The following is a 20481-nucleotide window of genomic DNA, read 5'->3' on the forward strand; positions in this document are numbered from 1 at the left end:
CTTACCTGAACGTCTTGCGCGGATCGAAGGCGTCGCGCACGGCTTCGCCGATGAAGATCAACAGCGACAGCATGATCGCAACCGAGAAGAAACCTGAGAAGCCGAGCCACGGTGCCTGCACGTTGGCCTTGGCCTGCGACAGCAGCTCGCCGAGCGAAGGTGAGCCCGGTGGCAGGCCGAAGCCGAGGAAATCGAGGGCCGTCAGTGTCATCACCGAGCTCGACACGATGAAGGGCAGGAAGGTCATGGTCGCGACCATCGCGTTCGGCAGCAAGTGACGGAACATGATGACCGGGTTGGACACGCCGAGCGCCCGCGCCGCCTGGATGTATTCGAAATTGCGCCCGCGCAGGAATTCGGCCCGCACCAGACCGACCAACGAGACCCAGGAGAACAGCAGGAGGATTCCGAGCAGCACGAAGAAGCCGGGCACGAGGACCGAGGACAGGATCAGGAGAAGATAGAGCGAGGGAATCGCCGTCCAGATCTCGATGAAGCGCTGGAAGATGAGATCGACCCGGCCGCCGAAATAGCCCTGCACCGCTCCCGCCGCGATGCCGATAACGGACGAAACGATGGTGAGACAAAGGCCGAACAGCACCGAGATGCGGAAGCCGTAGATCAATCGCGCCACCACGTCGCGGCCCTGATCGTCGGTGCCGAGCCAGTTGTATTCGAGGTCGCGGCAGCTCTTCAGCCCCTTCTTCTCCACCACCGGCTTGCACTGCTTCTCCGTCAGCATCCAGGTCGGCGGCGACGGTGCCGGTGTCGGCAGGTCGAGATTATGCGTGTCGTAGGAATAGCGGATCAGCGGCCAGACGATGGTGCCGCCCTTGTCCTTGATCAGCTTCTGCAAATAGGGATCGCGGTAGTCCGCCGCCGTCTCGAAATCGCCGCCGAAGGTCGTCTCAGAATAGGTCACGAAGGCCGGCCAATAGAGACGGCCGTCGAATTTGATCAGGAAGGGCCGATCATTGGCGATCAGTTCCGCAAACAGCGAGACCACGAACAAGCCGATGAAAATCCAGAACGACCAATAGCCGCGCCGGTTGGCCTTGAAGTTCTGCCAACGCCGCCTGTTGAGTGGCGAAGGCGCGTAGGGCTTGCGCGTGATCGGTACGACCCCTCCCAGCGGAGACTTGGCCGTGGTCTCGATCGGCGTCGGCGCGGTAATCGTCATCAGACCTCCCGCGCCTCGAAGTCGATCCGAGGATCGATCCACATATAGGTCAGGTCGGAGATCAAATTGATCACGAGACCGACCAGCGAAAAGATGTAGAGCGTGCCGAACACCACCGGGTAGTCGCGGTTGAGCACGCTCTCGAAGCTGAGCAGCCCGAGCCCATCCAGCGAGAAGATGGTCTCGATCAGCAGCGAGCCGGAAAAAAAGGCGTGGATGAAGGTTCCGGGGAAGCCGGCGATCACGATCAGCATGGCGTTGCGGAAGACGTGGCCATAGAGCACCCGGCTCTCGGTGCAGCCCTTGGCCCGCGCAGTCATGACGTATTGCTTGCGGATCTCGTCCAGGAACGAGTTCTTGGTCAGGAACGTCATGGTGGTGAACGCGCCAAGCCCCATGGCGATCAGCGGCAGCGTCAGGTGCCAGAAGTAATCGAGGATCTTCCAGTACCAGGGAAACTGCGACCAACCGTCCGAGGTCAGTCCGCGTAGCGGGAACCAGTTGAAGAAGGAGCCGCCGGCAAACAGGATGATCAGGAGGATCGCAAACAGGAAACCGGGAATCGCATAGCCGAGCACGAGCACTGTCGATGTCCAGGTGTCGAATCGCGTGCCGTCCTTCACCGCCTTGCGGATGCCGAGTGGAATCGAGATCAGATAGGTCAGAAGCGTCAGCCACAGTCCGAGCGAGATCGAGACGGGCAGCTTCTCCTTAATGAGCTGGAGCACGCTGACGTCGCGGAAATAGCTCTTGCCGAAATCGAAGCGAGCGAAATTCCACACCATCAGCAGGAAGCGTTCCGGTGCCGGCTTGTCGAAGCCGAACTGCACCTCCAGCTTCTTGATGAAATCAGGGTCGAGCCCCTGCGCCCCCCGATATTTCGAATTGATGGCATCGCCGCCGGCACCGACCTGCCCAGGTGCGCGCTGCGCAAAATCGCCGCCGCCCGAAATGCGCGACGTGCCGCCGGTATCGGCGCCTGAGAGTTGCGCGATCACGCGCTCGACCGGGCCGCCCGGCGCGAACTGCACGACGACGAAGGACACGAAGAGGATTCCGAGCAGCGTCGGGATCATCAGGAGGATGCGGCGGGCGATATAGGCGCTCATGGCTATTTTGCCTGCTCGAGCTTGGCCGCCTTGGCGGGTTCATGCCACCAGATGTCGGGCGCGCCGACGCCGTTGGCATAGCGCGGCAATTTCTGCGGATGGCCGAACTGATCCCAATAAGCCAGCCGGTGCGTCTTGTTGTACCATTGCGGCACCCAATAGCGGCCGGCGCGGAACAGACGATCGAACGCGCGGCAGGCGATCGTCAACTCCTCGCGGCTGTCAGCCGCCATGATCTTCTCGATCATTGCATCGATCGCCGGACTGGCGACGCCCGCGAGATTGTACGAGCCCTTGGTGTTCGCCACCTGCGAGGAGAAGAACGCGCGCATGGCATCGCCTGGCGTCGCCGACATGCTGAAGCGCTGGATGGTCATGTCGAAATCGAAATCTTCCTGGCGCGCCTTGTGTTGCACGGCATCGACGAGACGCACGCTCGCCTCGATGCCGAGCGTCGCCAGATTCTTGATGTAGGGCGCATGGTGCGGCTGGAACGAGGGCTCATCCAGCAGGAACTCGATCCTGAACACCTCGCCATTCGGCAGCACCCGCTTGCCGTCCTTGATCGGCACGCCGGCTTCGTTCAGCAGTTGCTGCGCCTTGCGCAACAGGCTGCGGTCTTGCCCGGAGCCGTCTGACACCGGAGGCGTAAACGGCGCAGCGAACACTTCGTCGGGAACCTGACCGCGGAAGGATTCGAGCAGCTTGAGCTCCTCGTGCGAAGGAGGCCCATCGCCCGCCATGAGGTCCGAGTTCTGGAACGGCGACACGGTACGGGCATAAGCCCCGTACATGATGGTCTTGTTGGTCCATTCGAAATCGAAGGCGTTGATCAGGGCCTCGCGCACGCGCGCGTCCTTGAACTTGTCGCGCCGCGTGTTGATGAACCAGCCTTGCGCGCCGGACGGCGTGTCGTCGGGCACGACCTCCAGCTTGACGCGGCCATCCTTCGCGGCCGGGAAGTCATAGCGTGTCGCCCAGATGCGCGAGGTGAACTCCTCGCGGTAGAGATAGCTCTTGCCGGTGAAACCCTCGAAGGCGACATCGCGGTCGCGATAGAACTCATAGCGCACGACATCGAAATTGTAGGTGCCGCGGCAGGGCGGCAGATCGGCAGCCCACCAGTCCTTCACCCGCTCATACTCGATATAGCGATTGACCTCGAACTTGCCGACCTTGTACGGACCAGAGCCCAGCGGAGTCTCCAGAGACGATTCATCGAACGGGCGAGACGCGTAGTACGCCTTCGAAAAGATCGGAAGCCCGGCGACATAGAGCGGCACGTCGCGGGCGCGTCCCTTGGCAAAAGTGACGACGAGCGTCGCATCGTCGAGCGCTTCGGCGCTGACCATGTCGCGCATCTGCACGATGATGAGCGGATGGCCCTTGGTCTTCAGCGCCGTCAGCGAGAACGCCGCATCATGCGCAGTGAGCTTCGTGCCGTCGTGGAATTTCGCCTCGGGCCGCATGGTGAAGCGATAGACCAGCTTGTCCGGCGATATCCGCACGGATTGGGCGGCCAGCCCGTACATCGCATCGGGCTCGTCGTTTGCGCGGACCATCAGCGGTGCAAACGTCATGTCCATGCCCTGCGCGCCGTCGCCCTTCAGGATGAAAGCGTTGAGCGAGTTGAAGGTCTGGTAGGACTGGTTGTACGAGCGCACCGACGGGATCAGCGAGAACGTGCCTCCCTTCGGCGCGTCGACATTGACGTAATCGAAATGATGGAAGTCGGCCGGATATTTGAGATCGCCGAACGCCGAGATGCCGTGCGCCTCGGTCGCCGCTTCCGACGCTCGCGCACTGCGTAGCGGCTGCGCACCCAGCGACGCCCCGAGGGCGCCGCCAACGCCCAAGACCAACACATGGCGGCGTGACATCTGCGTCATGCGGGGGTTGTCCTTCACGACTTCTTTGCGATCCGCGCTGCCTTCTCTGCGTCATACCACCAGATGAACGGGAAGCCGGACAGGCCATATCTGGGCAATTCCCCCGGCCGGCCGAAGCGATCCCAGCGCGCGGTACGCAGCTTTGGATAATTCCACTGCGGCACGACGTAGTGATTCCACAGCAGCACGCGGTCGAGCGCCTTGGTCGCGGCAACGAGATCGTCGCGATCGGTGGCGTAGATGACCCGCTCGATCAGCTTGTCAACCGCCGGATTCTTGATGCCGGCAAGATTGCGCGAGCCGGCGATGTCGGCCGTCTTGGAGGACCAGAATTCGCGCTGCTCATTGCCCGGCGACTGCGATTCGGGCCAGGAGTTGGTGACCATGTCGAAATCCCACTCGCGGGTCCTGTTCTCGTATTGAGTTGGATCGACGGTACGCACGCTGACGGCAATGCCGAGCCGCTCCAGCGACGGCTTGTAGAACAGCGCGATCCGCTCGAAGCTCGGATCCGAATTCAGCAGTTCCAGAGAGAACTGGGCACCGGTCTTGACGTCGATCAGCTTGCGGTCGCGCACCTCGTAGCCCGCCTCCTTGAAGAGGCGCAGCGCCTCGCGAAGATTGTCGCGCACGGCCTCGGGGCTGCCGCCGACCGGATTGGTGTAGGCGGTGGTGAAGACTTCGGGCGGGACCTGGGCGCGGACGGTCTCGAGGATCTCGAGCTCCTTCCCCTGTGGCAGGCCGGTCGCCATCAGATCTTCGATCCCGTCGAAATAGCTGCTGATGCGCTTGTACTGACCGTAGAAGATCTGCTTGTTCATCTCCTCGAAGTCGAATGCGTAGTTGAGCGCGCGACGCACGCGGGGATCGCTGAACTTGGCGCGGCGCAGGTTCGGCACGAAGGCCTGCATCACGCCCGAGCTGCGATTGGGGAATTCCTCGAGGATCACGCGCTTTTCGGTCACCGCCGGGAAATCGTAGGCTGTCGCCCAGTTCTTCGCGCTGTTCTCGGTGCGCCAATCGACCTGGTCGGCCTTGAAGGCCTCGATCGCGACAGTGGCGTCGCGGAAGTATTCGTAGCGCAGCTCGTCGAAATTGTTGCGGCCGACATTGGCAGGCAGATCGCCGCCCCAATAGTCCTTGACGCGCTCCAGCGCGATCGATCGTCCTGCAACGAATTCCTTGACCCGGTAAGGGCCGGAACCGAGCGGCACTTCGAGCGTCGTGGCGGAAACGTCGCGCTTGCGGCCCTGCGCGTCCGTCCCCTCCCACCAATGCTTCGGCAAGACAATAAGCTGTCCCACGATCTGCGGCAGTTCACGGTTGCCGGGTGCGTCGAAGACGAACCGCACCTCGCGCTCGCCGACCTTCTCGGCCTTTACCACATGGCTGTAGTACGCCGAGTACATCGGATGGTTCTTCTTGAAGGAATCGAGCGAGAAGATCACGTCATCCGGCGTCACGGGCTTGCCGTCATGCCATTTGGCTTGCGGCCGCAAGCGATAGGTGACGAAGGAGAAGTCATCGGGGTGGCTGACCGCTTCCGCCAGCGCGCCGTATTCGGTCGAGACCTCGTCAAGCGAGGGCGTCGTGAGGGATTCGTAGATGAAGGCGATCGCACCGGCCACCTGCCCCTTCACACCCGATACGACGATGTTGAAATTGTCGAATGTGCCGACGGCGATCTGGCGCGCCACGCCACCCTTGGGCGCGTCCGGATTGACGTAGTCGAAGCGCTTGAAGTCGGCGGGGTACTTGACCTTTCCGAACAGCGACAGCGCATGGCGCCAGGGCAGCTCAGCTGCTGATTGCGCATGCGCCGAGCCGACGGCAACGCCCGCGACGGAACCAAGGGCGGGAAGCGCTGCGGCAGCAGTGCCGGTGAGCAGGAGATCGCGTCGGGTAATGGCCAAATCAACATCCCTGTCTTGAAGGAGGCTACTCCTTTAAGTTCCCAATATAGGCGAGGTTTCGACGGAATATGTTGCTTTTTCCTCATCTTGGAAGCCCCGACGACCCATCGCATGCGGCCAAACGCCCCGATAACGTCGTCGCGAGGTCCGGATAAGGAAACGGCCAGGCTTTTCAGCCCGGCCGCACATTCCGAATGAGTTCTGGAGGCCTTACTTCGACGCGGTCGGCAGCGACTGAGGATGGTCCGACAGCGAGTTCAGATAGGCAATGACGTCGGCGCGCTCGGAGTCCTTCGGAATGCCGGCGAAGCCCATCGCGGTGCCCGGAATGAAGCCCTTCGGGTTGGCAATGAACTTGTTGAGATCGTCGAAGGTCCAGGTGCCACCCTTGGCCTTCATGGCGGCCGAGAAGTTGAAGCCGCGGCCTTCGCCCTTCGGCTCGCCGACAACGCCATAGAGGTTCGGACCGACCCGATTCGGGCCACCCTTCTCGAATGTGTGGCAGGCGCCGCATTTCTTGGCGGCGGCAGCGCCCTTCTCGACGGAGGCAGTCTGGAGCAGCTTTTCGATCGGCTCGGAGGACGCTGCGGCGGCGGCACCACCTTCCTTGCCGTGGCCGGCATCTTCCTTCACCGCGATCTCAAAGCCCGGCTTTTCCGGCATCTTGGGGGAGAATAGCGCCTGGGCGGTGAAGCTCGTCACCAGCAGAACGAGACAGGTGCCGAGCACGGCACCGAGAATCTTATTGAGTTCGAAAGAGTCCATTTCCGGCCAGGCCCCACCGCAAGAAGGAAACAGCGGCCCGGATGGCCGCCAGGACGAGCCTCGGGAGAATCAAAACGTTCCTTATTGTTTCCCCGAGTTTTGTCATTGAGATATCGGTTTGCCCGGGGTCTGGCAACCCGTATAAGCGACCCGGCTTTCAGCCCGTCCCCACTCCATTTCTCGGCGCGGAAAACGCCCGGTTTCCAGGCTCTCGACCCCGGACCTTTGAATCCAAATGACCGATCCTCGCATCCTGGTGCTGATCCCGGCCCGCATGGCCGCCACCCGCCTGCCCGGCAAGCCGCTCGCCGATATCGCAGGTCTGCCGATGATCGTGCACGTGCTGCGCCGTGCCGAGGCCGCGGCAATCGGCCGGGTCGCGGTCGCCACCGACACCGACGAGATCGCCTCGGTGGTGACCGCCCATGGCGGCGAGGCGGTGATGACCCGCGCCGACCACCCTTCCGGCTCGGACCGCATTCACGAGGCCATGCAAAAGCTCGATCCCGAGGGCAAGGCCGAGATCGTGATCAATCTCCAGGGTGATTTCCCGACCATCACGCCGGCAACGATCCGCGAGGTGCTGCCGCCCTTCGACGACCCCGCGGTCGACATCGTCACATTGGCCTCGCAGATCCACACCGAGGAGGAGGACCTCGCCCCGAGCGTGGTGAAGGCTATCGGTTCGCCGATCGGGCCGAAGCGGTTGCGGGCACTTTATTTCACCCGCGCCACAGCTCCTTACGGCAACGGACCGCGATACCACCACATCGGCCTTTACGCCTATCGCCGCGCCGCGCTGGAGCGGTTCGTGTCGCTGCCGCCTTCGCCCCTGGAACGCCAGGAAAGCCTGGAACAGCTGCGGGCGGTGGAGGCCGGCATGCGCATCGACATCATGATCGTCGACAGCGTCCCCCGGGGCGTCGATACGCCGCCCGATCTCGAAACCGCGCGCAGCATCCTTTCCAAATCCTGAGCCGCTGCTACAAGGCCGACCATGAGCAAGATGAAGATCGCATTCCAGGGCGAGCCCGGAGCCAATTCCCACATCGCCATCGTCGAGGCCTATCCCGACGCCGAGCCGATGCCCTGCGCCACCTTCGAGGACGCGCTGTCGGCGATCTCCTCGGGCGAGGCCGATCTCGGCATGATTCCGATCGAGAATTCGGTCGCGGGCCGCGTTGCCGACATCCATCATCTCTTGCCGGCCTCCGGACTTTTCATCATCGGCGAATGGTTTCTGCCGGTCCGGCATCAGCTGATGGCGGTGAAGGGCACCAAGCTCGAAGACATCAAGAGCGTCGAGAGCCACGTGCATGCGCTCGGCCAGTGCCGGCGCATCATCCGCAAACTCGGCATCAAGCCGATCGTGCACGCCGACACCGCCGGCAGTGCCCGCGATATCTCCGAGCGCAAGGACAAGACCGTCGCTGCGATCGCCTCGCGCCTGGCCGCCAAGATCTACGGCCTCGACATCCTTGCCGACGACATCGAGGACGAGGCCCACAACACCACGCGCTTCGTGGTGCTGGCGCGCGAGCCGAAATGGGCGCCGCAAGGCACCGGCCCGCTCGTCACCACTTTTGTGTTCCGCGTGCGCAATTTGCCGGCGGCGCTCTACAAGGCGCTCGGCGGGTTCGCCACCAACGGCGTCAACATGACCAAGCTCGAGAGCTACATGGTCGACGGCAATTTCTTCGCCACGCAGTTTTATGCCGACGTCGACGGCCACCCCGATGACAAGGGCCTCGCCTTCGCGATCGAGGAGCTGAAATTCTTCTCGCGCGAATTCCGCATCGTCGGCGTGTATCCGGGACATCCGTTCCGGGCGACATTCAGCGAGACGCAGGATTGAGACTGTCGTTCCGGGGCACGCCAAGCGTGAACTATGGTGCGCACTTGCGCACCTGGGAACCTCGAGATTCCGGGCTCGATGCTTCGCATCGCCCGGAATGACGATCAATCGCTTAAGCCACTTGTCCTACCAAGCCCGAACGCCTCCGCCAGCAGCGAATAAGATTTCTTTCGCGCCTCGTGGTCGTACACTGCGGTGATCACCATCAGTTCGTCCGGCTTGCTCGCGTAGATCAGCGGCTGCAGCTTCTTCTGCACCGTCGCGGGGCTGCCGACGAACAGGCGCGAGCGGTTGCGCAGGATCGAGGTGCGCTCGGCGTCCGTATACGGATAGGCCATCGCCTCCTCGACGCTCGGCAGCGGCAGATATTGACCACGGTCACGGCGAAGGCGGTTGAGGTCGAAGGAAGAGGCGAGCCTTTCGGCCTCCTCGTCCGTATCGGCCGCGATGAGAGCAACCGCGAGGATCGCATGCGGCGCCGCGCGCCAGGCTGAGGGCTGGAAACGGTTGCGGTAATGTACCATCGCATCGATTGCGTCGTGGGAGGCGAAATGATGGGCAAAGGCGAAGCCCATGCCGACCTGGGCGGCCAATTCCGAGGAATAATCGCTGGAGCCAAGCAGCCAGATCGGCGGCAGCCTGGTATCGTCGGGCATCGCAACGACGCTGTTGTAGGGGTGCCCAGCGGGGAATTCGCGGGTCTCCCACAGGATCAGCTCGTGCAGCCGCTCCAGGAAATCGTCGCCCTCGCGACGGTCGAGCCGGCTCCTGAGCGCGTAGGCTGTGGCGCCATCGGTGCCCGGCGCACGGCCGAGACCGAGATCGATCCGGCCGGGAAACAGCGCCTCCAGCATCTTGAAGCGCTCGGCCACGACCAGCGGCGCGTGGTTGGGCAGCATCACGCCGCCGGAGCCGACCCGGATGTGCTTCGTCACCGCCGCGATCTGCCCGATCATCACATCGGGCGCGGGGCTCGCGACGGACGCGAGGTTGTGATGCTCGGCGAGCCAGTAGCGGACATAGCCGAGCCCATCGACGTGGCGCGCCAGGTCGATGCTGTTGCGCAGCGCCGCGGCAGGCTTGGTGCCGGTGGTGACCACGGAGAGGTCGAGGACTGAGAGCGGGATCATGGCGGCTTAAGGTAATGGACGTCCGCGCAGCGGCAATGGGCCAGCTCCGCAGGTCAGATGCGTGCCAGCGGAGCGCTCGTCACGCCCGACCGAGCGGAAGGGTGGGATTGAGACAGCTACAATGACGCAATGCTGGCGCCGCCCACGTAGGAGAGAGGCGCTTAACGTCGATCAGACCCCAGCCAATGCACTGATTTGTAATAGAAATATTTTTTGCGCCGACTTCCCACTCAGATCGATCAACGTTCAATAATTCGTCAATTCCTGGCCCAAGTGGGCCACTTCCCATCCCTGATGGGCTGTCGATCCAACGGACTTTGCCCTATCTTAGGCCTCCCCGAGCTGGATGCCGCTGCTGGCCGCTGTGGCTGAGCGAGACCCTGGAGTGAGTGGTGCCATGACTGACGCGACGACGCCTGGCCAAGCCAATGGGCAAGACGGGCACCTGAAGCGGCCTGCGATTTCCTTCGAGTTCTTTCCGCCCAAGACCGAGGAGATGGAGCGCAATCTCTGGGAGACCATCAAGCGGCTCGCCCCGCTCGAGCCGAAATTCGTCTCGGTGACCTACGGCGCCGGCGGCTCGACCCGCGAGCGGACCCATTCGACCATTGCGCGCATCCTCAAAGAAACCGCGCTGCTGCCGGCGGCGCACCTGACCTGCGTCGGCGCCTCGCGCGGCGAGATCGACGCGATCGTCGACCGCTATCACGAGGTCGGCGTGCGTCACATCGTGGCCTTGCGCGGTGACCCCGTCGGCGGCATCGGAACACCCTATTCCAGCCATCCCGACGGCTATCAGAGCTCGGCCGACCTCGTCGCGGGAATCAAGAAGCGGCACGGCGATATCGAGGTGTCGGTATCCGCCTATCCCGAGAAGCACCCCGAGGCGCGCGACTTCGATGCCGATATCGACACGCTGAAGGCCAAGGTCGACGCCGGCGCAACGCGCGCGATCACCCAGGTGTTCTTCGATAACGACTTTTACTTCCGCTATCTCGACCGCGTCCGCGCGCGCGGGATCAACATTCCGGTCGTGCCGGGCATCATGCCCATGCACAATTTCAAGCAGGCGCGCAATTTCGTCACCCGGAACGGCACCACCGTGCCCGACTGGCTCGCCGCGAAGTTCGAGGGCCTCGATGACGACGCCGAGACCCGCAAGCTGGTGGCGGCGACCGTCGTCGCCGGCCAGGTGCAGAAGCTCGCCAAGCACGGTGTCGATACCTTCCACTTCTACACCATGAACCGCGCCGATCTCGTGTTCGCGATCAGCCATTTGCTCGGCATCCGTGCCAAGACCGCCCAGAAGGCAGCGTAAGAGAAAATGACCTTACCCGTTTCCGCCAAGCGAACTGCCCTGCTGAACGCCGCACGCGAGCGCATCCTCGTGCTCGACGGCGCCATGGGCACGATGATCCAGAATCTGCAGCTCGACGAGGCCGCCTTCCGCGGCGAGCGCTTCAAGAATTTCCATCGCGACCTTCGCGGCAACAACGATCTGTTGATCCTGACCCAGCCGCAGGCGATCGAGGACATCCACGCCGCCTATTTGCGTGCCGGCGCCGACATCGTCGCGACCAACACCTTCTCGACGACCTCGATCGCGCAGGCCGATTATGACCTCACCGACATTGTCTATGAGATGGCGCGCGAAGGCGCCCGCCTCGCCGGCAATGCTGCCCGCCGCGTCGAGGCCGAGGACGGCAAGCCGCGCTTCGTTGCAGGTGCCATCGGCCCCACCAACCGCACCGCCTCGATCTCGCCCGACGTGTCCAATCCGGGCTACCGCGCCGTCACCTTCGACGATTTGCGCAAATCCTACGGCGAGCAGATCCGCGGCCTGATCGACGGCGGCGTCGACCTCCTGCTGGTCGAGACCATCTTCGACACGCTCAACGCCAAGGCGGCGCTCTATGCGATCGCCGAGATCACCGAAGGGCTCGGCATCGACATGCCCGTGATGGTGTCGGGCACCATCACCGACAAGTCCGGCCGGCTGCTGTCGGGGCAGATGCCGGAAGCGTTCTGGAATTCGGTGCGGCACGCCAGGCCCATCACCATCGGCTTCAACTGCGCGCTGGGCGCCGAAGACCTGCGCGCGCACATCGCCGATATCGGCCGCGTCGCCGATACGCTCGTGTGTGCCTATCCCAATGCCGGCCTGCCCAACGAGTTCGGCCAGTATGACGAGACGCCCGAATACATGGCGCGGCTGATCGGCGAGTTCGCGCGCGATGGCCTCGTCAACATCGTCGGCGGCTGCTGCGGCACCACGCCGGACCATATCGCCGCGATCGCCGCCGCGGTGGCCCCGCACAAGCCTCGCATCGTGCCCGAGATCGCGCCGCGCCTGCGGCTCTCCGGGCTCGAGCCGTTCGTGCTGACGGACGCGATCCCCTTCGTCAATGTCGGCGAGCGCACCAACGTCACGGGGTCGGCGCGCTTCCGCAAGCTGATCACCGCCGGGGACTACGCCGCCGCGCTCCAGGTCGCGCGCGATCAGGTCGAGAACGGCGCGGTAGTCATCGACGTCAACATGGACGAAGGGCTGCTCGACTCCGAAGCCGCCATGGTGACCTTCCTCAATCTCGTCGCGGCCGAGCCGGACATCGCGCGCGTGCCGATCATGATCGATTCCTCGAAATTCTCCGTGATCGAGGCCGGCCTGAAATGCGTGCAGGGCAAGCCGGTCGTCAACTCGATCTCGATGAAGGAAGGCGAGGAGAAGTTCATCCACGAGGCGAGGATCGCCCGCCGCCACGGCGCGGCCGTCGTGGTGATGGCATTCGACGAGGTCGGCCAGGCCGACACGTTCGCGCGCAAGACCGAGATCTGCAAGCGCGCCTACGACATCCTGGTGAACAAGGTCGGCTTCCCGCCTGAGGACATCATCTTCGATCCGAACATTTTTGCGATCGCGACCGGCATCGAGGAGCACAACAATTACGGCGTCGACTTCATCGAGGCGACGCGCTGGATCCGCCAGAACCTGCCGGGCGCGCATGTCTCGGGCGGCGTCTCCAATTTGTCCTTCTCGTTCCGCGGCAACGAGCCGGTGCGCGAGGCCATGCACTCGGTGTTCCTGTATCACGCCATCAAGGCCGGCATGGACATGGGCATCGTCAATGCCGGGCAGATGATCGTCTATGACGATATCGATCCGGAGCTGCGGCAGACTTGCGAGGACGTCGTCCTCAACCGCGATCCCGGCGCCTCCGAGCGTCTGCTGGCGCTCGCGGAGAAATTCCGCGGCAAGAAGTCGGAAACCAAGGAAGCCGATCTCGCCTGGCGCGAATGGCCGGTGGAGAAGCGCCTGTCGCATTCACTGGTGCACGGCATCACCGAATTCATCGAGCAGGACACCGAGGAGGCCCGCAAGAATTCCTCGCGCCCGCTCGATGTCATCGAGGGACCGCTGATGGCCGGCATGAACGTGGTCGGCGACCTCTTCGGCGACGGCAAGATGTTCCTGCCGCAGGTGGTGAAGTCCGCGCGCGTGATGAAGCAGGCCGTCGCTTATCTCATGCCGTTCATGGAGGAAGAAAAGGCGCGCAACCTCGCCAGCGGCATCGGCACCGAAGGCTCCTCGTCGGCCGGCAAGATCGTGCTCGCGACCGTCAAGGGCGACGTCCACGACATCGGCAAGAACATCGTCGGCATCGTGCTCCAGTGCAACAATTTCGAGGTCATCGATCTCGGCGTGATGGTGCCGGCGGCGAAGATCGTCGAGACCGTGAAGGCGGAGAAGGCCGACATCGTCGGGCTGTCAGGCCTGATCACGCCCTCGCTCGACGAGATGGCGTTCTTCGCCGGCGAGTTGCAGCGCGAAGGCTTGAAGCTGCCGCTGTTGATCGGCGGCGCCACGACGAGCCGCGTGCATACGGCTGTCAAGATCGATCCGAGCTATCGCGCCGGTCCCGTCGTCCACGTCAACGACGCCAGCCGCGCGGTCGGCGTCGCCTCTGCGCTGCTCTCGCCGGAGAAGCGCGAGACCTATGCCGCCGAAGTGCGGGCCGAATACGCCAAGATCTCGGAGGCGCATCTGCGCGCGCAGGCCGACAAGAAGCGCCTGAAGCTCAGCGACGCCCGTGCCAACCGCGTGCCGGTCGACTTCGTCGCGAACAAGCCGGTGAAGCCGACCTTCCTCGGCACCCGCAGCTTCGACGAATACGACCTCGCCGAGCTCGTGCCCTACATCGACTGGACGCCGTTCTTCCAGACCTGGGAGCTCGCGGGACGCTTCCCCGCCATCCTCGATGACGCCAAGGTCGGCGAGGTCGCGCGCTCGCTCTACGACGATGCGCGCAAGATGCTCGACACCATCGTCAAGGAGAAATGGTTCCGGGCCCGCGCCACGATCGGCTTCTGGCCGGCGAATGCGCAAGGCGACGACATCGTGCTTTATGCCGATGAAAGCCGGACCAAGAGCATCGCGACGCTGCACACGCTGCGCCAGCAGCTCGAGAAGCGCGAGGGCCGCTTCAATGCGGCGCTCGCCGACTTCATCGCGCCCGCCGGCGTTCCCGACTATATCGGCGGCTTCGTCGTCACCGCCGGGATCGGCGAGGATGCGGTCGCCGACCGCTTCAGAAGCGCGAATGACGATTATTCCTCGATCCTGTGCAAGGCGCTGGCCGACCGCCTCGCCGAAGCCTTTGCCGAGCGCATGCATGCCCGCGTGCGCCGCGAGTTCTGGGCCTATGCGCCGAACGAGGCGCTCACCAACGAGGAACTGATCCTCGAAAAGTATCAGGGCATCCGCCCCGCGCCCGGCTATCCCGCCCAGCCCGATCACACCGAGAAGTCAACGCTGTTCGCGCTGCTCGATGCGGAAGCCACCGCCGGCGTGAAGCTGACCGAGAGCTTTGCGATGTGGCCGGGCTCGTCCGTGTCCGGGCTCTATTTCGCCAGCCCTGCGAGCTATTATTTCGGCGTCGGCAAGATCGAGCGCGATCAGGTCGAGGACTACGCGGCACGCAAGGGCATGAGCGTCGCGGAAGCCGAGCGCTGGCTCGCGCCGGTGCTGAACTACATCCCGTCGCAGGAGGGAACAGACAAGGCCTTCCCGGCCAAGCCGGCGAACGACGAGATGCCGAAAGACCTCGCCTCGCATCCGCCGGGCTGCACCTGCGCGGTGCACCTCGTCTGGCAGAAGAAGCGCGCGGGGGCCGGATAAGCGCGCCTAAAAACAAAAAATGAGAAAACAACCCCATGCACAGTAGCGATGGGGTTGAAAAGGTTGCGCAATTTCGGTCTTGCCGAAAACGGGTTGCGACGTCGGGCAAAACAGGGGTAATATTCCATCATCAGCTGCAGTGCCGGCCTTCGCACTCCGGCGGATGGGAGCGCCCCTCACCCTGCTCTCGGTCTCGTGCCCCGGACGCTGCGCAGCGCGAAGCGATGCGCTGCAGAGCCGCGGTCCCACGTCTCCAGCGACGCGTGCCGCCTGGGTCCCGGCGCAGCGTTGCACGCTGCGCCGCAGAGCGGGACACGAGCCCGCCTCAGCCCTTCGGCGGCGCCAATGGCTGCACGATCTCCTTGAACGGGGCCAGTGCCTCGCAACGCTCGCTATGTGCCGCGAGCGCCGGGTACCGCGCAGGCTCGAACAGCTGCGGGTGTGCCTCGCGGGTGAAGCGGACGACGCAGGCGACCGCGATGTCGGCATGGCCGATGCGCATCCCCAGCCAGTACGGCGTCGTCACCTTGGCGCGCTCGGCTTCGAGCACGGCAAGCACGTCCGCGATCTGCGCCTGGCAACGCTCGACCCACAGCGCGAGCTGCTCCTTCCGCAGCACGCGCTCGTAGAGCAGGCTGACCGCCTTGTCGCCGAGACCGGAGGCGAGCGCGCAGATGCGCAAATGCTTGCGGCGATCGGTGCTGCCGCGCGGCAGCATCGCCTTCTCGGGTCCGACGAGATCGTCGAGATAATCGAGGATGATCATGCTTTCGATCAGCGCCTCGCCGTCGTCGAGCACCAGGGTCGGCACGCGGCGCAGCGGATTGTAGGGCGCGATCCTGTCGGCATCGCCGAAGGTCGACCACGGTCTGTGCTCGAAGGCGAGCCCGTAAAGCCGCAGCGCGATCGCGACGCGGCGGACGAAGGGGGAATCATATTGGCCGATCAGGAACATGGTTCTCGCTCTTCTCGATCATTGGACAAGGCAGGGCCGGCCAGTCTCCACGACCAGGTCGATGCGGCGCAACAAATATATCGGAAATGGAGCATTGCGCCAGCCGCAATGACGCGGCGACGGCCTCATGCGCTCCACGCTCATAGGCCGTCCTGGATCGCGCGCTTGATCGGAGCGATCGCGGTCTCGTTGCGCCTATACATCGTCCACTGCTTGATCCGTTTGGCTCGCACCAGCTTCGCAGCGGTCAGCACCCGCATGTGCTCGCCGCTACCAAGACCACCGCGATCCAATCAGCGAATTATTGAACATCGACAGCAATGACGGAGGAGGAGGCGGCCGGGGCTCTACTCGATGATCGGCACATGCTTCGCCGCCGTCCGCGGCGCGGTGCCGTCGAGGCGTGGGTCGTCGGCGATCTCGATCTGGCGGCGGAAGGGGCGAAAGCCGGACCGTTGATAGAACGCGAGCGCGGAGGGATGATCGAGCGTGCAGGTGTGGACCCAGACGCGGCGGAGGTCGCGTGACCAGGCAAGCTCCAGCGCGCGGTTCATCAGGAAGCGGGCGGCGCCAGTGCCGATCAAGGGGGCGGTGACGCCGAAATAGACCAGCTCGCATTGGCCGGGCTCGCGGAAGTCCAGTTCGAGCAGGCCTTCATCGCGGCCGTCGACGGCCAAGGCATAGACCTCGATGCCCGGCGCGTGGATGATTGCGGCGAGCTCCATGTCGGTCATGCGTGCGCGCGAGAACCACAGCCAGTCCTCGCCGACGCGGCGGTGGAGATCGCGGTACCAGGGAAGCGGCGGAGCTTCGACCTTGCGCAAGCTCCATGCGCCGGGCGGATCGTCGCGGCGCGCGGGAGGTGCGGTCATCTCCAGATGGGTCACGACGGCGGCGATCTTGCCGGCGGGCACGTCGGAATATCCGTCGGGGAGGATCATGGTTCGTTGCTTCCCTTCGTAATGGGCTAGCGGGCGGTGTCTTTTGAGGAAAGACAGCAGCGCCGCACTCCGTCATTGCGAGCCAACGGGTCCGCGCATAGCGCGGCCCGACGACAGGCTCCGCGAAGCAACCCAGAATCTTTTGCGAGGAGGCAGTCTGGATTGCTTCGTCGCAAGAGCTCCTCGCAATGACGACGTGAAGGCAGTTGCGCGCGCCTCGCGGCATCGAGCTGCGAGGCTGTGTCTACGCCTACCCCTCCCCCTCATCGCTCGCCAGCACGCCCTTCACCGCCCTCGCCCATCCCGCGAGCTTCCGCTGCCGCGTCGCCTCGCTCATGTTCGGCTTGAAGCGGTGTTCGAGGCGCCAGTTGTCGGCGAATTTGGTCGGCTCGGGATAGACGTCCGCATTGAGGCCGGCGAGGTAGGCGGCGCCCAGCGCCGTGGTCTCCTGGATCACGGGGCGATCGACCGGCGCGTCCAGGAGATCGGCGAGGCGCTGCATGGTCCAGTCGGAGGCGGTCATGCCGCCGTCGACGCGCAGCACGACGCTGGCGGTTTCCGAGCTCGGCCAGTCCGCGCGCATCGCGGCCCAGAGGTCGAAGGTCTGGTAACAAACACTCTCCAGCGCGGCGTGGGCGAGCTCGGCAGGGCCGGTGTTGCGGGTGAGGCCGAACAGCGCGCCGCGCACGCGCGGATTCCAATAGGGCGCGCCCATGCCGACGAATGCGGGGACGAGATAGACGCTCTGCATGGAGTCCGACTGATCGGCGAGAGGTCCGGTCTCGGCGGCGTGCTTGATGATGCCGAGGCCGTCGCGCAGCCATTGCACGGCGGAGCCGGCGACGAAGATCGAGCCTTCGAGCGCGTAGGTGCGTTTTCCCTCGAGCTGATAGGCGACGGTGGTGAGCAGCTTGTTCTTGGAGGCGACCGGCGTGGTGCCGGTGTTGAGCAAGGCAAAACAGCCCGTGCCGTAAGTGGATTTCATCATGCCCGGGCGGAAACAGGCCTGGCCGATAGTTGCGGCCTGCTGGTCGCCGGCAATGCCGGCAATTGCGATCGGTCCGCCGAACAAATCCGGGGTGCTCTCGCCGAAGCGGGCGGAGGAATCCTTCACCTCGGGCAGCATAGAGCGCGGCACGCCGATGATCTCCAGGAGCTCGTCGTCCCACTGGCCGGTATGGATGTTGAACAGCAGCGTGCGCGAAGCATTGGTGGCGTCGGTGGCGTGCACCTTGCCGCCGGTGAGGCGCCAGAGCAGGTAGCAATCGACGGTGCCGAACATCAGCTCACCGCGCGCGGCGCGTGCCCGTGCGCCGGGGACGTGGTCGAGGATCCAGGCGACCTTGGTGCCGGAGAAGTAGGGATCGATGATCAGGCCAGTCTTCTCAGAGATCACGGGCTCATGGCCGTCGGCCTTGAGCTTGGCGCAGATGTCGGCGGTGCGGCGGTCTTGCCAGACGATGGCTCGGTGCACGGCTTGGCCCGTGGCACGATCCCACACCACGGTGGTCTCGCGCTGGTTGGTGATGCCGATCGCGGCGATGTCTTTCGCGCTGATGCCGGCGTGCTCGATGGCCTCGCGGCAGACCATCACGGTCGAGGTCCAGATGTCCTCCGGCTCGTGCTCGACCCAGCCCGAGGCCGGGAAATGCTGCGGAAACTCGGCTTGCGCCTTCGCCGCAATGGAAATATCGCCGCGAAACACGATCGCGCGCGAAGAGGTGGTGCCCTGGTCGATGGCGAGGACGAAAGACATGGAAGTTAACCTTGGCGTTTTCCCAGAGAGGAGTCGTTGTGTCGCGCCAAAGGGAGCGGATTAGGACGGCAAGGTCAAGGTAGGTCTCGCTTACCCTCCCCTGGAGGGGTAGGGCTATCGCATATGGGCGAGGGCGGAGAGAAGGAAGTCATTATTCCATCTGGCTTGGAGCATTTTGTGGCTGATGCGGGCAGGACCGGGCGTTGCCTGCAGGGTATTGATGGCCAGCTTGCGGATGAGGGCGAGATTTTCGGTGGCGTGATCCTTGCGGCTGCGGCAGGCATCCTCGTCGAACAGGACGTCGAGGACCCAGTGCAGGTTGTTCTCGATGCTCCAGTGAGCACGCACGACCTCGAGCAGCTTTTTGGCCGACAGCAGGCGCGAGGCGAGGAAGTATCGGACCGTATGCTTGGCGGTCTTGCCAGAGTTTGCGCGCCAGCTGTCGATGCGACCGACTGCGGCGATAGCGGGGAAGTCGTATTGCTTCGCCAACTGAGGAGCCGGCGCGACGATGGCCTGCCGGCGCTCGGCGCGACCGTGGGCAGTGGCTCTTCGTTGACTCGCTCGCGCGGGCTTTCGGGCTGTATCGACCAACGTCTTGGCGGCCTTGAAGAGCCGGCCACGGTTGCTCTTGATGGCCAACACGTAGTGCCCCTTCCGATCGAGGATGGCCTGCGCGGTATCGGGCCGGCAATGCAAGGCGTCGGCGGTGACAAGAGCCCCGTCCAGATCGAGCAGCGCGAGGACTTCGCGAGCCCCGGCAACCTCGTTGCGGTTGGGAGCCTTTCTCTGGGCCAATGCCATGCGAGTGCCTGCGGCCCAGACATTGACCATATGCAGCGGCGTGGCCTGCCGGCCCCGCGTGTAGGCCCCGCGCAGCGCCTTGCCGTCGATGCTGACCACCCCCTTGATGCCGAAGCTCTTGCTGAACTTGCGCAGAACCGCTTCAAGCCCCTTCGGGTCCAGAGCACGGAAGACATTGCTGAACGTATCGTGGCTTGGGATGCCGTGCCTGAGCTCCAGGAAGCGCCGCAACAGCTCCTCGCGGCCTTGGCCAAAGAACTCGAACTCGGTGCAGGTCTTGGCGCCAGCCAGCGTCGCCGCCAAGGCGATGACGAGGATCTCCACAAGATCATGTCGGGTGTTGCTGGCGCGCGGGTCCTTGAGCGGTCGAAACAGGCGCTTGAGCTTGCGCATTCAGGTCTCCCTCTGGAATCGAGAGACACCCAAAGAATCCAGTTCCAACCGCTTGGCAACACCCTGCCAGCACCATATGCGATTCCCCTACCTGGAGGGGGAGGGTCGCTCGCGCCTAGCGCGAGCGGGGTGGGGTGAAGCCACAGCAATGGTGTCAACATCAATCCGACGCGCGGCCGCGAAGAAGCTGAGAGCCAACACCACGCCGCACGAGCGGATGTTATGGCGTGCGCTGAAGGAGCTCCCGCTCCAAGGCTCACACTTCCGCCGCCAAGCTCCAATTGGTCCTTACATTGTCGACTTCTTCTGTCCAGCCAAGCGCCTCATCATCGAGCTCGATGGCGGCCACCACAATGAAGACGATACGGCCGCACGCGACTTCGAACGTCAACGCTGGCTTGAGAACGAAGGCTATCGAGTCATCCGATTCTGGAATTCGGAGATCACGAGTGATCTGACCGCCGTTCTCGAATGCATCTATGTCGAGCTGTACGGATCGCGCGAGGCAGAGACGACACCCTTGAAGCACCGCCGAACGTAGCGGCTCGCGCGGCCCTTCTCTTACCCTCCCCTGGAGGGGTCCCCTCCAGGGGAGGGTGAAGTGAAGCGCCAGTT

At 63.9% G+C, this 20481-nt stretch carries 15 protein-coding genes; 5 read left to right on the top strand and 10 right to left on the bottom strand.

Features of this window, described 5'->3' with window-relative positions; all coding sequences use genetic code 11:
* Position 1: 1 nt before the first annotated feature.
* From BRAD3257_RS35965 to BRAD3257_RS35985, 5 genes are all read right to left on the bottom strand, one after another.
* Complete coding sequence (locus tag BRAD3257_RS35965; RefSeq protein WP_122405769.1) at positions 2–1180, bottom strand: ABC transporter permease; 1179 nt, start codon at positions 1178–1180, stop codon at positions 2–4.
* Positions 1180–2289 (bottom strand): microcin C ABC transporter permease YejB, encoded by a 1110-nt coding sequence (locus tag BRAD3257_RS35970; protein ID WP_122405770.1) that lies wholly within the window; start codon positions 2287–2289, stop codon positions 1180–1182. The genes BRAD3257_RS35965 and BRAD3257_RS35970 overlap by 1 nt, the downstream gene beginning before the upstream one ends.
* Positions 2290–2291: 2 nt before the next feature.
* A complete protein-coding gene (locus tag BRAD3257_RS35975; RefSeq protein ID WP_122405771.1) occupies positions 2292–4178 on the bottom strand; it encodes an extracellular solute-binding protein in 1887 nt (628 codons plus the stop codon).
* Between the two features lie 14 nt (positions 4179–4192).
* Entirely contained in the window at positions 4193–6091 is a 1899-nt protein-coding gene (locus BRAD3257_RS35980) for an extracellular solute-binding protein (RefSeq protein ID WP_122405772.1), read from the bottom strand.
* A 210-nt stretch (positions 6092–6301) separates the two neighbouring features.
* Entirely contained in the window at positions 6302–6856 is a 555-nt protein-coding gene (locus tag BRAD3257_RS35985) for a c-type cytochrome (RefSeq protein ID WP_122405773.1), read from the bottom strand.
* A 235-nt stretch (positions 6857–7091) separates the two neighbouring features.
* On the opposite strand from BRAD3257_RS35985, the gene BRAD3257_RS35990 reads away from it, so the two are divergent.
* Together BRAD3257_RS35990 and BRAD3257_RS35995 are read left to right on the top strand one after the other, a co-directional pair.
* Complete coding sequence (locus BRAD3257_RS35990) at positions 7092–7832, top strand: 3-deoxy-manno-octulosonate cytidylyltransferase (RefSeq protein WP_122405774.1); 741 nt, start codon at positions 7092–7094, stop codon at positions 7830–7832.
* Positions 7833–7853: 21 nt separating this feature from the next.
* A complete protein-coding gene (locus tag BRAD3257_RS35995; protein ID WP_122405775.1) occupies positions 7854–8711 on the top strand; it encodes a prephenate dehydratase in 858 nt (285 codons plus the stop codon).
* A 104-nt stretch (positions 8712–8815) separates the two neighbouring features.
* Here the strand turns inward: BRAD3257_RS35995 and BRAD3257_RS36000 are convergent, their stop codons facing one another.
* Positions 8816–9841, bottom strand: coding sequence for an LLM class flavin-dependent oxidoreductase (locus tag BRAD3257_RS36000; RefSeq protein ID WP_122405776.1), 1026 nt, complete (start codon positions 9839–9841; stop codon positions 8816–8818).
* Positions 9842–10238: 397 nt separating this feature from the next.
* On the opposite strand from BRAD3257_RS36000, the gene metF reads away from it, so the two are divergent.
* Both metF and metH read left to right on the top strand, forming a co-directional pair.
* Positions 10239–11159 (top strand): methylenetetrahydrofolate reductase [NAD(P)H], encoded by a 921-nt coding sequence (gene metF, locus BRAD3257_RS36005; protein ID WP_162500461.1) that lies wholly within the window; start codon positions 10239–10241, stop codon positions 11157–11159.
* A gap of 6 nt (positions 11160–11165) precedes the next feature.
* The gene (gene metH, locus BRAD3257_RS36010) at positions 11166–15017 is read left to right on the top strand and encodes a methionine synthase (RefSeq protein ID WP_122405777.1); all 3852 of its coding nucleotides are present in this window, start codon (positions 11166–11168) and stop codon (positions 15015–15017) included.
* A 325-nt stretch (positions 15018–15342) separates the two neighbouring features.
* Here metH and BRAD3257_RS36015 read toward each other — a convergent pair whose 3' ends face one another.
* The 4 genes from BRAD3257_RS36015 to BRAD3257_RS36035 all read right to left on the bottom strand — a co-directional run bounded on the left by BRAD3257_RS36015 (position 15343) and on the right by BRAD3257_RS36035 (position 19866).
* The gene (locus BRAD3257_RS36015) at positions 15343–15972 is read right to left on the bottom strand and encodes a glutathione S-transferase family protein (protein ID WP_122405778.1); all 630 of its coding nucleotides are present in this window, start codon (positions 15970–15972) and stop codon (positions 15343–15345) included.
* A 347-nt stretch (positions 15973–16319) separates the two neighbouring features.
* A complete protein-coding gene (locus tag BRAD3257_RS36025; protein ID WP_122405779.1) occupies positions 16320–16913 on the bottom strand; it encodes a GNAT family N-acetyltransferase in 594 nt (197 codons plus the stop codon).
* Between the two features lie 250 nt (positions 16914–17163).
* Entirely contained in the window at positions 17164–18669 is a 1506-nt protein-coding gene (glpK, locus tag BRAD3257_RS36030) for a glycerol kinase GlpK (protein WP_122405780.1), read from the bottom strand.
* Between the two features lie 114 nt (positions 18670–18783).
* Complete coding sequence (locus BRAD3257_RS36035; protein ID WP_122405781.1) at positions 18784–19866, bottom strand: ISAs1 family transposase; 1083 nt, start codon at positions 19864–19866, stop codon at positions 18784–18786.
* Between BRAD3257_RS36035 and BRAD3257_RS36040 the strand changes: the two genes are divergently transcribed.
* Positions 19859–20407 carry an endonuclease domain-containing protein gene (locus BRAD3257_RS36040; RefSeq protein ID WP_244607825.1) on the top strand — a complete coding sequence of 183 codons (549 nt, stop codon included), beginning with the start codon at positions 19859–19861 and terminating at the stop codon, positions 20405–20407. The genes BRAD3257_RS36035 and BRAD3257_RS36040 overlap by 8 nt on opposite strands.
* The last annotated feature ends 74 nt before the right edge of the window (positions 20408–20481 follow it).

Source organism: Bradyrhizobium vignae, from assembly GCF_900324035.1.
Classification (GTDB): domain Bacteria; phylum Pseudomonadota; class Alphaproteobacteria; order Rhizobiales; family Xanthobacteraceae; genus Bradyrhizobium; species Bradyrhizobium vignae.

Bases quoted from the DNA above. Each gene is read 5' to 3' on its own strand.
- BRAD3257_RS35965 (WP_122405769.1), bottom strand. From the start codon at position 1,180: ATGACGATTACCGCGCCGACGCCGATCGAGACCACGGCCAAGTCTCCG.
- BRAD3257_RS35970 (WP_122405770.1), bottom strand. From the start codon at position 2,289: ATGAGCGCCTATATCGCCCGCCGCATCCTCCTGATGATCCCGACGCTG.
- BRAD3257_RS35975 (WP_122405771.1), bottom strand. From the start codon at position 4,178: ATGACGCAGATGTCACGCCGCCATGTGTTGGTCTTGGGCGTTGGCGGC.
- BRAD3257_RS35985 (WP_122405773.1), bottom strand. From the start codon at position 6,856: ATGGACTCTTTCGAACTCAATAAGATTCTCGGTGCCGTGCTCGGCACC.
- BRAD3257_RS35990 (WP_122405774.1), top strand. From the start codon at position 7,092: ATGACCGATCCTCGCATCCTGGTGCTGATCCCGGCCCGCATGGCCGCC.
- BRAD3257_RS35995 (WP_122405775.1), top strand. From the start codon at position 7,854: ATGAGCAAGATGAAGATCGCATTCCAGGGCGAGCCCGGAGCCAATTCC.
- BRAD3257_RS36000 (WP_122405776.1), bottom strand. From the start codon at position 9,841: ATGATCCCGCTCTCAGTCCTCGACCTCTCCGTGGTCACCACCGGCACC.
- metF (WP_162500461.1), top strand. From the start codon at position 10,239: ATGACTGACGCGACGACGCCTGGCCAAGCCAATGGGCAAGACGGGCAC.
- metH (WP_122405777.1), top strand. From the start codon at position 11,166: ATGACCTTACCCGTTTCCGCCAAGCGAACTGCCCTGCTGAACGCCGCA.
- BRAD3257_RS36015 (WP_122405778.1), bottom strand. From the start codon at position 15,972: ATGTTCCTGATCGGCCAATATGATTCCCCCTTCGTCCGCCGCGTCGCG.
- BRAD3257_RS36025 (WP_122405779.1), bottom strand. From the start codon at position 16,913: ATGATCCTCCCCGACGGATATTCCGACGTGCCCGCCGGCAAGATCGCC.
- glpK (WP_122405780.1), bottom strand. From the start codon at position 18,669: ATGTCTTTCGTCCTCGCCATCGACCAGGGCACCACCTCTTCGCGCGCG.
- BRAD3257_RS36035 (WP_122405781.1), bottom strand. From the start codon at position 19,866: ATGCGCAAGCTCAAGCGCCTGTTTCGACCGCTCAAGGACCCGCGCGCC.